The sequence below is a fragment of the Actinomadura macrotermitis genome (genome assembly GCF_009604375.1).
Lineage (GTDB): Bacteria > Actinomycetota > Actinomycetes > Streptosporangiales > Streptosporangiaceae > Spirillospora > Spirillospora macrotermitis.
Genome location: NZ_WEGH01000001.1, coordinates 682,617 through 696,186, shown reverse-complemented (window position 1 = coordinate 696,186; position 13,570 = coordinate 682,617). Strand labels below are relative to the sequence as shown.

Annotated in this window: 12 protein-coding genes and 1 pseudogene; 4 read left to right on the top strand and 9 right to left on the bottom strand. The window is 74.7% G+C overall.

The window, feature by feature from the left end; genetic code table 11:
* Window positions 1–51: 51 nt before the first annotated feature.
* Window positions 52–903 carry an oxygenase MpaB family protein gene (locus ACRB68_RS03155; RefSeq protein WP_153530740.1) on the top strand — a complete coding sequence of 284 codons (852 nt, stop codon included), beginning with the start codon at window positions 52–54 and terminating at the stop codon, window positions 901–903.
* 6 nt (window positions 904–909) lie between these two features.
* On the opposite strand, the gene ACRB68_RS03150 is transcribed toward ACRB68_RS03155, so the two are convergent.
* The 4 genes from ACRB68_RS03150 to ACRB68_RS03135 all read right to left on the bottom strand — a co-directional run bounded on the left by ACRB68_RS03150 (window position 910) and on the right by ACRB68_RS03135 (window position 5,589).
* A complete protein-coding gene (locus ACRB68_RS03150; protein WP_153530739.1) occupies window positions 910–2,445 on the bottom strand; it encodes an MDR family MFS transporter in 1,536 nt (511 codons plus the stop codon).
* 163 nt (window positions 2,446–2,608) lie between these two features.
* Entirely contained in the window at window positions 2,609–2,908 is a 300-nt protein-coding gene (locus ACRB68_RS03145) for a metal-sensitive transcriptional regulator (RefSeq protein WP_153530738.1), read from the bottom strand.
* A gap of 87 nt (window positions 2,909–2,995) precedes the next feature.
* On the bottom strand, window positions 2,996–4,381 hold the full coding sequence (locus tag ACRB68_RS03140) for an MFS transporter (protein WP_328593688.1): 1,386 nt from the start codon (window positions 4,379–4,381) through the stop codon (window positions 2,996–2,998).
* Entirely contained in the window at window positions 4,378–5,589 is a 1,212-nt protein-coding gene (locus tag ACRB68_RS03135; RefSeq protein ID WP_328593687.1) for a M20 metallopeptidase family protein, read from the bottom strand. The genes ACRB68_RS03140 and ACRB68_RS03135 overlap by 4 nt, the downstream gene beginning before the upstream one ends.
* A gap of 70 nt (window positions 5,590–5,659) precedes the next feature.
* Between ACRB68_RS03135 and ACRB68_RS03130 the strand changes: the two genes are divergently transcribed.
* Entirely contained in the window at window positions 5,660–6,724 is a 1,065-nt protein-coding gene (locus ACRB68_RS03130) for an Lrp/AsnC family transcriptional regulator (RefSeq protein WP_153530737.1), read from the top strand.
* Between the two features lie 12 nt (window positions 6,725–6,736).
* Here ACRB68_RS03130 and ACRB68_RS03125 read toward each other — a convergent pair whose 3' ends face one another.
* From ACRB68_RS03125 to uraH, 5 genes are all read right to left on the bottom strand, one after another.
* Window positions 6,737–7,330 (bottom strand): histidine phosphatase family protein, encoded by a 594-nt coding sequence (locus ACRB68_RS03125; protein ID WP_153530736.1) that lies wholly within the window; start codon window positions 7,328–7,330, stop codon window positions 6,737–6,739.
* 25 nt (window positions 7,331–7,355) lie between these two features.
* The gene (gene ald, locus ACRB68_RS03120) at window positions 7,356–8,474 is read right to left on the bottom strand and encodes an alanine dehydrogenase (RefSeq protein ID WP_153530735.1); all 1,119 of its coding nucleotides are present in this window, start codon (window positions 8,472–8,474) and stop codon (window positions 7,356–7,358) included.
* Between the two features lie 117 nt (window positions 8,475–8,591).
* The gene (locus tag ACRB68_RS03115; protein WP_328593686.1) at window positions 8,592–9,782 is read right to left on the bottom strand and encodes a glycerate kinase; all 1,191 of its coding nucleotides are present in this window, start codon (window positions 9,780–9,782) and stop codon (window positions 8,592–8,594) included.
* Window positions 9,783–9,840: 58 nt separating this feature from the next.
* Window positions 9,841–11,295, bottom strand: a complete 1,455-nt coding sequence (locus ACRB68_RS03110) for an NCS2 family permease (RefSeq protein WP_153530734.1) — start codon at window positions 11,293–11,295, stop codon at window positions 9,841–9,843.
* Window positions 11,296–11,406: 111 nt separating this feature from the next.
* Window positions 11,407–11,757, bottom strand: a complete 351-nt coding sequence (gene uraH / locus ACRB68_RS03105; protein ID WP_153530733.1) for a hydroxyisourate hydrolase — start codon at window positions 11,755–11,757, stop codon at window positions 11,407–11,409.
* A 112-nt stretch (window positions 11,758–11,869) separates the two neighbouring features.
* Between uraH and ACRB68_RS03100 the strand changes: the two are divergent.
* Together ACRB68_RS03100 and ACRB68_RS03095 are read left to right on the top strand one after the other, a co-directional pair.
* Window positions 11,870–12,217, top strand: a pseudogene (locus ACRB68_RS03100) (PucR family transcriptional regulator); the annotation flags it as partial.
* 15 nt (window positions 12,218–12,232) lie between these two features.
* Window positions 12,233–13,531, top strand: coding sequence for a helix-turn-helix domain-containing protein (locus ACRB68_RS03095; protein WP_153530732.1), 1,299 nt, complete (start codon window positions 12,233–12,235; stop codon window positions 13,529–13,531).
* The last annotated feature ends 39 nt before the right edge of the window (window positions 13,532–13,570 follow it).

Sequence of the window (13,570 nt, the reverse complement as noted above, 5' to 3'; positions counted from 1 at the left end):
CGGGCAATTACTCTTTGACCGCCGGTGGGATCCGGCGAGAGGGGGCCGGTCATGGAGGGCGAGGACTACGGGCTGTTCGGGCCCGGCTCGGTGACCTGGAAGGTCATGGGCGAGCCGGTGCTGGTCGTCGGCGGGGTCCGGGCCCTGCTGCTCCAGGGGCTGCACCCGCGCTCGATGTGGGGCACCGCGCAGAACTCCGAGCTGATGGACCCGAACGCGGCGTGGGCGCGGCTCGGCCGGACGGTGGAGTTCGTGCGCGTGCGCACCTACGGCACGCGGGAGGAGGTCGACCGGGTCGGCCGCCGCGTCCGCAAGCTGCACTCCAAGCTGACCGGCCTGGACCTGCGCACCGGCGAGACGTTCCCGGTGGACGACCCCGAGAACCTGCTCTGGGTGCACATGGGCGAGGTCGACTCCTACCTGGACGTGGCGCGCCGCGCCGGCGTCCCGCTGACCGCCGCCGAGGCCGACGCGTTCGTGGACGAGCAGCGCCGCGCCGCCGAGGTCGTCGGGCTGGACCCGGTGAACGTGCCGGCGTCGGTCCAGGACATGCGCGACTACTACGCCGACATGCGGCGGCAGATCTGGGCCTGCCGGGAGGCCCGCGAGGGGATGCGGCGCCTGTTCAACCCCAGCGTGCCGCGCCAGTTCCTGCCACTGAAGCTCGCCGCGCCCGCGATCGGCGCGCTGGTGGTGTCCACGCTGCCGCGCTGGGCCCGCCGGATGTACGGGCTGCCGGGCCTGCCGACCTCCGACCTCGCCGCGACCCTGGCGCTGAAGGGCCTGTACCGCACCACGCGGGTGATCCCCGAGCGGTACCGCTACTCGCCCGACGCCCAGCGCGCCCGGCGGCTCACCCGCGAGCACGAGGACGACCTGCTCACCTGGTCGATCGCGTCCTGATCCCGCTCAGGCGAGCGGCGGGGGCGCGTCCTCGCCCTGGTGCGCCGCGCCCGTGCGGGGCAGCAGGAACGACGGCACGATCAGCACGGCCGTCAGGGCGAGCGCGACCCAGAAGGTGGTGCCGAACGCGTCGGCGAGCTGCGGCGCGACCCGGACCCGGACCTGCTCGGGGATCTCGCCCATGCGGCCGCCCCCGCCGGGCGCCTGCGGCAGCCGCTCGCCGATCTGCCGGGACAGGATGACGGCGAGCAGCGCGGCGCCGAACGAGCCGCCGAGCTGCACGATGATGTTCAGCGAGCTCGTCGCCCGCGACACCGCGGCCCGCGCGAGCGTGGTGAGCGCCGCCGACATCGTCGGCATCATCGTGCAGCCGAGCCCGAGGCCGCGCACGTACAGGCCGCCGCCGAGCAGCCAGTAGGAGGTGTGCGGGCCGACCTGGGTGAAGGGCACGGTGCCGAGGACGAGCAGCACCACCCCGATCGGCACGATGCGGCCCGCGCCGAGCCGGTCGGTGAGCAGCCCGGCGACCGGCATCGCGGTCGCGGCGCCGAGGCCCTGCGGGGCGAGCAGCAGCCCGGCGGTGAGGGCGCCCTCGCCGCGCGCGACCTGGAAGTACAGCGGGAGCAGCAGCAGCGAGCCGATCAGCGCGATGCCGACCAGGAACACCATCACCGAGGCGGTGGCGAAGGTGCGGTCGGCGAACAGCCGCACGTCGATCAGCGCCTTCTCGCGGAGTCTCAGGCTGTGCAGGACGAACAGCGCGACGAACGCGAGACCGGCCGCGAGCCAGGCGATGGTGGACGGCTGGCCGAACCCGCCGCTGCCGCTCGCGGTGGACAGCCCGTAGATCAGCAGCACGAAGCCGGGCGGGAGCAGCAGCAGCCCGCGCAGGTCGAGCGCGGCGCCGCCGTCGTGCGCGCCGTCCGCGGGGACCTTCCACCAGGCGAGCGCGAACGCCAGCGCGCCGACCGGCAGGTTCACGAAGAAGATCCACCGCCAGTCGGCGTTCTGCACCAGCCAGCCGCCGATGACGGGGCCGAGCACCGGCCCGAGCAGCATCGGAATGCCGACGATGCTCATCACCCGGCCCATCCGCCGCGGTCCGGCGGCCATGGTCAAGATGGCCATGCCGGTCGGCATCAGCATGCCGCCGCCGAGGCCCTGCACCACCCGGAACGCGATCAGGCTGCCGATGTTCCAGGCCGCGCCCGACAGCGCCGAGCCGAGCACGAACAGCGCGATCGAGGTCATCCAGACCCGGCGGCCGCCGAACCGGTCGATCGCCCAGCCGGTGAGCGGGATGACGGTGCCGAGCGCGAGCAGGTAGCCGGTGATGGTCCACTGGATCGTCGACAGCCCGGTGTCGAAGTCGTGGCCGAGGGTCTGCAGCGCCACGTTGACGATGGTGGTGTCCAGGATCGCCATGACGGTGCCGGACACGATGACCAGGCCGAGCACGATGACGGAACGGTCCAGGCGGTCGGACGGCGCGGCGTGCGGCCCCACGGCGGGCGGACCGGCGACGGACGGGCGTTCGGTCATGATCGACCCTCTCGGCACGCGAATGGCTCGATGTCCCTTAAATCCAGGATGCCGCGAAAATTGCTATGCCGGGAGTGCATCACGCAGGGTGGATGCCCGCAAGACAGAGAGTACTGAGCCGTGGGACAGGGGATCGTGCCGCCCGGTGGCTGGGGAGGGGCGTTCAGCCGCGGCGCATGAGCCGGCCGACGGCGGCCATCAGCTCGGTCGACATCTCCTGGCTCTTGCCCTCTTCGGAGCCCTGCGCGACGCAGTGCCGCACGTGCCCGTCCAGCAGGCCGAGCGCGACCTTGTCCAGGGCGGCCTGGATGGCGCTGATCTGGGTGAGCACGTCGATGCAGTACCGGTCGTCCTCGACCATCCGCTCGATGCCGCGGACCTGGCCCTCGATGCGGCGCAGCCGGGTCTGCAGCTGGTCCTTGGTCGCGCTGTAGCCGCGGGTGGGGGTCTGGCTGGTCGCCATCGTCGTCCTCCTCGTCTGCGGGGCGGCGGGCCCGGGGAATACCCCCGGGGGGAAACCCCCCTAGGGGTATTCTATACGCCCGGTCCGTCAGCGCCGCCCGGCGAGCAGCACCGCCCCGGCGGCCAGCACCGCGCTCAGCCCGGCGATCAGCCAGACCGCGATGTACCCCCCGATTCCCGGGGTGCCGCCGAGCAGCGCGCCGAACACCCCGCCCGCCACGGCCCCGCCGAGCGTCTTGACGTTGTTGTAGAGCGCGGCCGCGACGCCGGTGCGGCCGGGGTCGGTGGCCTCGACGATCACCGTCGGCATCGCGCTCAGCGCGGCGCCCATCCCGGCGCCCGCGACCAGCAGCGCGAGCACCATCCCCCACAGCAGCCCGTGCAGCACGCAGAACGCCAGGAAACCGGCGGCGGCCAGCGCGAACGAGCCGACCAGCGTGGCCCGGTAGCCGATCCGGCCGGCCACCCGCGGGGCGAGCGCGGAGGCGGCCACCGCGGCGAGCTGGGCGGGCAGCGTGGCGAGGGCGATGGCGAGCGCCGACAGCCCGAACCCGTAGCCGCGTTCGGCGGCGTCCGCGGCGAAGAACGTCGCGTTCGGCGACTGGCTGCCGAAGAACAGGACGCCGAACGCGAACGAGGTGAGGTAGTAGGGCGCCACGTGCCGTCCCGCCATGGCCCGCAGGTCCACCAGCGGCTCGGCGGTGCGCAGCTCCAGCACCGCCCAGCCGGCGAGCAGCGCGAGCCCGAGGGCGAGCGGCCCGAGCGTGCCGGCGGCGAGCCAGCCCTGGCGCGCGGCGCCCGACACCCCGCCGAGCAGCGCGACCATGGCGAGCGCGAGCACCGTCACGCCCGGCCAGTCGACCCGCCCGGCGGCCCGCCGCGCGGTCTCGGGCACCGCGACGAACGACACCGGCACGCAGGCGACCGCGAGCACGGCCGGCACCGCGAGGGCGAGCCGCACGTCGCCGAGGGCCTTGTCGGCCACGCCCATGCCGAGCCCGCCGATCAGGCCGCCGAGGGTGAGGGCGCCGACGAGCCGGGCGATGGCGCGGCGGGCCAGGTCCTGCGGCAGCCGGTCGCGGACCAGGGCGATCTCCAGCGGCAGGAACGCGGCGAGCGGCCCTTGCAGGACGCGCCCGAGCAGCAGCACCGGGAAGGACGGCGCGACCGCGACCAGCACCGAGCCCACCGCCACCGAGGCGATCGCGATCCGCAGCATCCGCCGGTGCCCGTGCAGGTCGCCGAGCCGGCCGAAGGCGGGCACGCAGATCGCGGCGCCGAGCAGCTGCACCGACACCACCCAGGTGAGCGCGGAGTCGGAGACGCCGAGCTCGTCGCCGATGCCCGGCAGCATCGGCGCGATGCCGACCTGCAGGAAGCCGCTGACGATCTCGAACAGCACCAGCAGGCCGACGACGGCCGTCACCGAGGAGACCGGCGCGCCCGCCGCCGGGCGCGGGGCGGTGGTGGTCACGGCGTGGCCTCCGCGGCGGCGCGGTCCAGCCGGCGGACGGCCAGCTCGGCCAGCAGCGCGGCGGCGTCCGGCAGCACCGCGTCGTCGAACGCCGCCTGCGGCGAGTGGTTCATCGGGGCGGTCGCCGGCTCGCGGTCCGGCGGGCACGCGCCGAGGCCGAGGAACGCGCCGGGCACCTGCTGCAGCACGAAGGAGAAGTCCTCCGAGCCCGCCATCGGCTGCGGGGCCTGCACCACGCGCTGCCCGCCGAGCACCTCGCGGGCCGTGCCGAGGGCGAACGCGGCCTCGCCGGCGGCGTTCACGGTGACGGGGTACTGCTCCCGGTAGTCCAGGTCGGCCTCGACGCCGTAGGCGGCGGCGATGCCGCGCACCACCCGCTCGACCCCGGCGCGGACCCTGCGGTGCGCGGCGTCGGAGAACGAGCGGACGGTCGCCTCGAACGTCGCCGTCTCGGGGATGACGTTGCCTGCCGAGCCGGCGTGGATCGACCCGATGGTGAGCACGGCCGGGTCGAACACGTCCAGCTCACGGGTGATCATCGTCTGCAGCGCGCCGGCCATCGCGGCCACCGCCGGGACGGGGTCGATCGCGGCGTGCGGGGAGGAGCCGTGCCCGCCGCGGCCCCGGACGGTCACCCGGACCGCGTCCGAGCCGGCCAGCACGGTGCCGGGCCGGGAGGCGACCATGCCCTGCGGCAGCACGGTGGAGAACACGTGCAGCGCGTAGGCGGCGACGACGCGGTCCCCGGCCGCGTCCAGCACCCCCTCGTCGATCATGATCTTGGCGCCGCCGAGGCCCTCCTCGCCGGGCTGGAACATCAGCACCACGTCGCCGGCCAGCTCGGCGCGGCGGGCGGCCAGCAGCCGGGCGGCGCCGACCAGCCCCGCCACGTGCAGGTCGTGGCCGCAGGCGTGCATCACCCCCTCGACCGTGGAGGCGTAGTCCAGGCCGGTGTCCTCGTGCACCGGCAGCGCGTCCATGTCGCCGCGCAGCAGCACCGCCGGGCCGGGCCGCCCGCCGCGCAGCACGGCGGTCACCGAGCTGAGGCCGCGGCCGGTGGTGATCTCCAGCGGGAGGCCGTCCAGCGCGGCCAGCACCTTGTCCTGGGTGCGCGGCAGGTCGAGGCCGAGCTCGGGCTCGCGGTGCAGGTCGCGGCGGAGTTCGGACAGTTCTTCCCGCAGCTCGCGGGCGTCGTCGTAGAGGCTCACGGGGGTATCGTGCGTAACGCACGCCACACTCCCGGCCAGGCGCCGGAATCCACCGGAAACCAGTGATCGAATGCACGGAACGACCGCCCTGAACGACCTGGACCACGTTCTGGTCACCGCCCTGCAGACCGCGCCGCGCGCCGACTGGCGCCGGATCGGCGCGGTGCTCGGGGTGGACGCCACCACCGCCGCGCGGCGCTGGGCCCGGCTGACCCGCGAGGGCCTGGCCTGGATCGCCTGCCTGCCGGTGCTGGTGGAGCCGCGCCGCCCGGTGGTCGCCTACATCGAGGTGGACTGCGTGCCCGGGCGGCTGCACGAGGTCGCCGCCGAGATCGCCGAGGACCCGCACGTGTTCAACGTCGAGCACGTCACCGGCGGCCGCGACCTGCTGCTCACCGTGGTGCTGCGCGACCACGCCGAGCTGGCGCGCTACGTCGGCTTCCGGCTCGGCGGGCTGCCGGGCGTCGCGGCGACCCGCAGCCAGCTCGCCACCGCCCTGCACGTGGAGGGCAGCCGGTGGCGGCTGGACCGGCTGGACGAGGCCCAGCGCGGCCTGCTCGCCGGGGACCGCCCGGCGGGCCGGACGGGGGCCGGTCCGGCCCCCGGCGACCTGGAGCTGGCCCGGCTGCTCGCCGAGGACTGCCGGATGCCGGTCGCCCGGCTGGCCGAGCGCAGCGGGTTCAGCCCGACCACCGTGCGGCGGCGCCTCACCCGGCTGGAGGAGAGCGGCGCGCTGCTGTACCGGTGCGAGGTCGCCCGCTCCCTGTCGGGCTTCCCGGTCTCGGTGTACCTGTGGGGCGCCGCGCCGCCCGGCGAGGTGGCGCGGATCACCGGGCTGCTGACGGGGCTGCGCGAGACCCGGATGTGCTCGTCGCTGACCGGCTCGGACAAGCTGCTGTTCAACGTGTGGCTGCGGTCGGTCGAGCAGATCCAGGCGTTCGAGGCCGGGCTCGGCCGCCGCTTCCCCCAGCTGGCCATCACCGACCGCGCGGTGGTGCTGTGGCAGCTCAAGCACGCGGGCCAGCTGCTGGACCCGGACGGGCGGCACCTGCGCAACGTGCCGTTCTGGCGGTGGGAGGACCCGGGCAGCGAGGCCGAGCTCGGCGCGTTCGTCGAGCGGCTGCGCGGCGGTTGAGCGGGCGGGCGGTCAGGCCGGCGGCGGGACGTTCCAGGAGGAGACGACGGGCCGCTCGTGCTCGGTGCCGAGGGTCGACAGCGTCCCGGTGTCCAGGGCGAACAGCCGCCCCTCGGCGGGCTCCAGGCCGAGCCAGCGGGCGGTGAGGACGCGCAGCACGTGGCCGTGCGCGACGATCGCCACGTCGCCGTCCTCCAGCAGCGGTCGGACCCGCTTCAGCACCCGGTCGACGCGCGCCCCGACCTGCTCGACGCTCTCGCCCGGGTGCTCGGCGTCGCCGGGGACGACCCCGTCGGCCCACAGGTACCAGCCGGGGCGGTCCTGGCGGATGTCGGCGCTGCTGATGCCCTCGTAGCCGCCGTAGTCCCACTCCCACAGGTCGGGATCGACGTCGTCGGCCACCAGCCCGGCGAGCTCGGCGGTGCGCCGGGCCCGCTCGGCGGGGCTGGTGACGACGCGCACGATGTCGCGCGCCGCCACCAGCGGGGCCAGCGTCCGGGCCTGCTCCTCACCGCGCGCGGTGAGCGGCAGGTCGGTCCGCCCCGTGTGCCGGCGGGCCCGGCTCCACTCGGTCTCGCCGTGCCGCACAATGATCAGTTCGCCCATGGGCCAACTGTACGTGGCGCCCTTCTCACGCGCCGAGGGCGGCCTGCAGGGGCTGGTGCGCCAGCCCGTGCGCCTCGGCGACCTCGGCGTAGACGACCTGGCCCTCGTGGGTGTTCAGGCCGAGCGCGAGGGCCGGGTCGGCGCGCAGCGCGTCCCGCCAGCCCAGGTTGGCGATCTGCACCGCGTAGGGCAGCGTGACGTTGGTCAGCGCGCGGGTGGAGGTGTTGGGCACCGAGCCGGGCATGTTGGCCACGCAGTAGAAGATCGAGCCGTGCACCTGGTAGGTGGGGTCGGCGTGCGTGGTCGGGCGCGAGTCCTCGAAGCAGCCGCCCTGGTCGATGGCGATGTCGACCAGCACCGAGCCGGGCCGCATGTGCGCGACCAAGGCGTTGGAGACCAGCGTGGGGGCCTTGGCGCCGGGGATCAGCACCGCGCCGATGACCAGGTCGGCGGCGCGCACCTCCTGCTCGATGGTGTAGGCGTTGGACACCAGCGTCTTCAGCCGGCCCTGGTAGATCGCGTCGATGCCGCGCAGCCGGTCGACGTTGACGTCCAGGATGGTGACGTCCGCGCCCATGCCGACGGCGATCTGCGCCGCGTTCAGGCCGGACACGCCGCCGCCGATCACCACGACCTTGGCCGGGGCGACGCCGGGCACGCCGCCGGGCAGCAGCCCGCGGCCGCCGTTGGAGCTCATCAGGCTGTAGGCGCCGACCTGCGGGGCGAGCCGGCCGGCCACCTCCGACATCGGGGCCAGCAGCGGCAGCGACCGGTTCGGCAGCTGGACGGTCTCGTAGGCGATCGCGGTGACGCCGCGCTCCAGCAGCGCGTCGGTGCACTCGCGGGACGCGGCCAGGTGCAGGTAGGTGAACAGCGTCTGGCCCTGGCGCATCCGGTGGAACTCGGCGGCGACCGGCTCCTTGACCTTCAAGATCAGGTCGCCTTCGGCCCACACCGCGTCCGGGCCGTCCAGGATCTTGGCGCCGGCGGCGGTGTAGTCGTCGTCGGGGATGGCCGAGCCGATCCCGGCGCCGCGCTCGACGAACACCTCGTGCCCGTTGCGGGTGAGCTCGTGCACTCCCGCGGGGGTGATGGCCACGCGGTACTCGTGGGTCTTGATCTCGCGGGGTACGCCGACCTTCATTGGTCTCCTCCGTCAGTGCCGCCAGGGCGTCCGCCTGGTGTTATGCCTTCAGGGTGAGCTCTGGACGGCATTCCATGCCATGTCCAAGGTGTATAGGTGTTCCCCGATCGGCTGACACTATGTAACTTGCCCGGGTCCCTTCTCCGGGGGCAGCGGGGGCAGCCATTCGGCGGCGATCGCGACGGTGAGCTGCTCCAGCAGCGGCCCGGCCTGCCGCATGCACCGCCCGGTGTCGCGCTCGATGTCGGTGAGGGCGTACACCGCCTGGATCCGGGTGCGGCGCAGCTGCTCGCCGGTCAGCCCGCGCCGGCCGGTGACCGCGACGACCGGCGCGCCCGCCCGCGCCGCCGCGCGCGCCACCCCGATCGGGGCCCGGCCGCGCAGCGAGGCGGTGTCCAGGGAGCCCTCGCCGGTGACGACGAGCCGCGCGCCGCGGGCCCGGCCGGCGACGCCGAGCAGGTCCAGCATGAACGGGGTGCCGGGCTCGACGGTGGCGCCGAGGAAGGTCAGCGCGGCGAACCCCACGCCGCCCGCCGCGCCCGCGCCCGCGCGGTCGCGGGCCGGCCGGCGGGACGCGGCCTCGGCCAGGTCGGCCCAGCGGCGCAGCCCCGCGTCCAGCGCCCGCACCTCCTCGCGGCCGGCGCCGCGGTGGGCGCCCGCGGCCGCCGCCGCCCCGGTGCGGCCGAGCAGCGGCCCGGCGCCGTCGCCGGCGACCACCACCCGCACCCCTGACAGGTCGGGCAGGCCGCGCAGGTCCAGCGCGTGCAGCGAGCGCAGCGCCGCGCCGCCGGGCGGCAGGTCCTTGCCGAGCGCGTCCAGCAGCCGGCCGCCCATGCCCTGCACCAGCCCGGCGCCGCCGTCGGTGGCGGCGCCGCCGCCGAGGCCGAGCACGATGCGCCGGGCGCCGAGCCGCACCGCGTGGGCGAGCAGCTGGCCGGTGCCGAAGCTGGTCGCGGTGAGCGGCCGCGGCTCGCCGCCGGGCAGCCGGTGCACCCCCGACGCCTCGGCCAGCTCGACCACCGCGGTGTCGCCGTCCAGCGCCAGCGCCGCGGTGACCGGCCGCCCGGTCGGCCCGCACACCCGCACCCGCACCCGCCGCCAGCCGGCCGCGATGGCGGCCTCGGCGGTGCCCTCGCCGCCGTCGGCGACCGGCAGCTCGACCACCGGCACGTCCGGCCGGGCGCGGCGCAGCCCGGCGGCCAGGTGGCGGGCCACCTGCGCCGCGGTCAGCGACCCCTTGAACCGGCCGGGCGCGAGCAGGACGTGCCCGCGCGGGCGATGTCGGGAAGGGGAGTCCGCGGAGACCACAGCCACGCCTTTCACGCCGGGGGGTAAGGCCCTACCTTCTCCTTACGCCATGTCGGCACTATTTGACACCCAGAACCTCCTCCACGACGTTCAAACCGAAGTACAGCAGGAAGACGATCGAGACGATCCACAGCAGCCAGCCCGCCTCGCGGGCGCGGCCGCGGACCACCTTGATGAGGGTGTAGGCGACGATGCCGGCGCCGACGCCGTTGGTGATGGAGTAGGTGAACGGCATGAACACGATGGTGAGGAAGGCCGGGATGGCGATGTCCAGGTCGTCCCAGTCCAGCTTGGCGACCTGGGCCATCATCAGCGCGCCGACCACGACCAGGGCGGGCGCGGCGGCCTGCGCGGGGACGACCCCGGCCAGCGGGGTCAGGAACAGCGTGACGGCGAACAGCGCGCCGGTGGCGATGTTGGCCAGGCCCGTCCGGGCGCCCTCGCCGACGCCCGCGGCCGACTCCACGAACACGGTGTTGGCCGAGGAGCTGGTGAGGCCGCCGAACGCGGCGGACAGGCCGTCCACCGACAGGATCCGGCCGAGGTTCGGGACGCGGCCCTTGTCGTCGACCAGGCCGGCCTCGTCGCTGATGCCGAGGATGGTGCCCATCGCGTCGAAGAACCCCGACAGCACCAGGGTGAACAGCACCACCAGGGCGGTGATGACGCCGGCCTTGCCGAACCCGCCGAACAGGTCGACGTTGCCGAACAGCCCGAAGTCGGGCATCGCGAAGTACTTGTCGGGCAGCTCGGGCGTGACCACGCCCCACGAGCCAGGTCCGCGCGCGGGGATCTTGGCGTTGGACTGGATGACGACCGCGAGCACGGTGGCGGCCAGGATGCTGATCAAGATGGCGCCGGGCACCCGCCGCACGTAGAGCACGATCATCAGGATCAGCGCGACCGCGAAGACCAGCGTGGGCCAGGTGGACAGCTTGCCGCCGATGCCGAGGGCGAGCGGCGGGCTGGCCGCGCTGGAGGTGACGAAGCCCGAGTCGACCAGGCCGACCAGCGCGATGAAGCAGCCGATGCCGACCGCGATGGCGTGCTTGAGCGCCAGCGGGATCGCGTCCATGATCAGCTGGCGCACGCCGCTGACCGCCAGCAGCACGATGATCACGCCCTCGATCACCACCAGGCCCATCGCCTGCGGCCAGGTCATCTGCGGCGCCGCCTGGAAGGCCACCACCGCGTTGATGCCGAGGCCGGAGGCCAGCGCCATCGGCACGTTGCCGGCCAGGCCCATCACGATCGTGGTGACCGCCGCCGACAGGGCGGTCATCGTGGTCAGCTGCGGGATGGACAGCGCCGCGCCGTTGATGTCCTTGGCGCCGCCGAGGATGATCGGGTTGAGCAGGATGATGTAGGCCATCGCCATGAACGTGGTGACGCCGCCGCGCAGCTCGCGCGGCACGGTGCTCCCGCGCCCGGTGAGGTCGAAGAACCGGTCCAGCGGGCCGCGGGGACCGCCGGGCGGGGTGTCCTCCGCCGTGGCGGTGGTGGGTTGGGACATCGGTGCGCTCCGTGGTGTCGGCGGGGAAAAATGCCAGCACAGGTTAACTGCCCGTGACATGTTTCGGCTGAACCGGTACCCCGTCGCCGACGGCGGGTGCGTCGGCGCAGGTCAGGCGCCCCGGTAGGTGGAGTAGCCGAAGGGGCTGAGCAGCAACGGCATGTGGTGGTGCTCGCCGCCGTCGGCGACGGTGAAGACGACGGCGATCTCGGGGTAGCAGGTGGCCGAGCCGAGCCCGGTGAAGTAGGGGCCGCTGCCGAACCGCAGCCGGTAGGTGCCCTGCTCGGTGGGGGCGCCGGGCGCCGCCCCCTCGGGGGCCGGGGCCGTCCAGCGGCCGTCGTCGCCGGTGACCCCCTCGGCGAGCGGCTCCCAGGTGTCGCCGCGGTGGCGGTCGAGGCGGATCGGCAGGCCGGCGGCGGGCCGGCCGCGCTGCTGGTCGAGAACGTGCGTGGATACGGTCATGACGTTAAGTACAGCGCACGGCCGCGGCGCGCGTGCGGTCGCCGTCGCGCGTGGTGACGGGGGAGGGCCTGTGCGCGTTTCCGGCGGCGGTCCGCTATAGCCTTCCGTGGTGCGAACGCGAGAGTTGGCGGGAACGCCCGGTGGCGAGATCGACTCGTACGCGCTGCTGCTGGCCTCGGTGCCCGCGCAGGTGCGCCGGTCGTTCCGCCGGCGGCTGCTCGGCGCGCTGGAGGAGTACGACAGCGACCGGGGCGCCGAGCTCGTGCACACTCTCGAGGTCTTCCTCGCCTGCTCGGGTTCCTGGAACAGGACCGCGAGCCGGCTGCACGTCCATGTGAACACGCTTCGATACCGAATCAGGCGGATCGAGGAGCTCACCGGGCGGGATCTCGGCACACTGGAAGATCGAGTCGATTTCTTCCTCGCCCTGCGCGCCGCGCAGCCGGTGGGGACCTCGTAGGCGGGTGGTCACACGATGGATCGCGAGACACTGGGGCAGCGGATCCGGGCGCTGCGCATCCGGCAGGGGATCAGCCAGGCGCAACTGGCCTATCCCGAGCTGTCCGACAGCTACATCTCGCTCATCGAGAGCGACAAGCGGGTGCCGGCGCCGAGCGTCATCGACCTGCTGGCCGCCAAGCTGAGCTGCTCGGCCACCTACCTGGTCAGCGGTGTCAGCGAGGACGTCGTGGACGAGCTGCGGGTCACCCTGGACTACGCCGAGATCGCGCTGCGCAACGGCGCGGCGGCCGAGGCCCGCGCCCGCTTCGCCGAGGTGCTGGCCAGCACCGACGCCGTCGCGCTGCCCGACATGCTGCACCAGGCCCGCTGGGGGCACGCCCTGGCGCTGGAGGCGGCCGGCGAGCTGGAGGAGGCGATCGGGCAGCTGCGCGCGCTCACCGCCGAGGCGTCCGCCGAGACCGACCTGGACCACTGGGCGCGGGTGCACGTCGCGCTCAGCCGCTGCCTGCGCCTGCGCGGCGACGTCAGCGCGGGCGTGCAGGTCGCCGAGGAGGCGCAGCGGCACCTGGTCGCGACCGGCGCCGACTCCACCGACGCCGCGGTGCACCTGGGCGCCGAGCTGCTCGCCGCGTTCGTCGAGCGCGGCGACCTGGTGCGGGCGCGCCAGCTGGCCGCCCAGCTCGTCGAGCGGGCCGAGCGGATCGGCAGCTCGCGGGCGCGGGTCGCCGCCTACCGGGAGGCCGCGGCCGTCGCCGAGCTGCGCGGCGAGTACGAGGAGGGCGTCGCGCTCGCCGAGCGGGCGCTGCTGCTCGCCGCCGACGAGCCCGACCCGCGCGAGCTGAACCGGCTGCGCGTCACCTACGCCGGGCTGCTGCTGCGGGCCCGCCCCGAGCAGGCCGGGCACGCCCGCGACCTGCTGAACCGGGTGCGCGCCGAGAGCAGCGCCAGCGCCGCCGGGGAGATCGACGTCGCGGTCTGCCTGACCGAGCTGGCCCGCGCCGAGACCGCGCTCGGCCGCCCCGGCGAGGCCGTCGCGCTCGCCGAGCAGGCGCTGGAGCTGCTCGGCGACGCGCCGCGCCGCGCCACCGCGTGGGCGCTCACCGTGCTCGGCGAGGCGTGCGTGCGGCTCGGCCGCCGCAACCGGGCGGTGGAGGTGCTGACCGCGGCCGCCACCCACCTGGAGCGGATGGAGTCGGCCCGCGGGGCCGCGCAGACCTGGTTCGACCTCGCCGAGCTGCTCGCCGAGACCGGCGCGCAGGAGGAGCCCCGCCTCGCCGCCTACCGGCGCGCGCTGACCTGCGCGGGCGTCTGAGCCGAGGGAACCGCCCCCCGGGCGGTCGCGTCGGTGAAT